Here is a 231-nt window from a genome sequence, read left to right on the forward strand (position 1 = left end):
AGTTACCAAATTTTCATTTAACCCTACTGGCAATTTAATTTCCGGTTTCACTTCTGGTTTTTCTTCTGGTTTCGTTTCAGGTTTTGGGTCTGGCTTCACTTCTGGTTTTTCCTCTGGTTTTGGGTCTGGCTTCACTTCTGGTTTTTCCTCTGGTTTTGTTTCAGGTTTTGGATCTGGCTTCACCTCTGGTTTTTCTTCTGGTTTTGTTTCAGGTTTTGGGTCTGGCTTCAC

1 pseudogene is annotated in these 231 nt (G+C 41.6%); it reads right to left on the reverse strand.

Annotated elements, in window-relative coordinates:
• Positions 1-231, reverse strand: a pseudogene (locus MR167_RS33845) (S-layer homology domain-containing protein); the annotation flags it as partial.

It is taken from the genome of Bacillus cereus group sp. BfR-BA-01355 (assembly GCF_022663675.1).
GTDB classification, from domain to species: domain Bacteria; phylum Bacillota; class Bacilli; order Bacillales; family Bacillaceae_G; genus Bacillus_A; species Bacillus_A thuringiensis_S.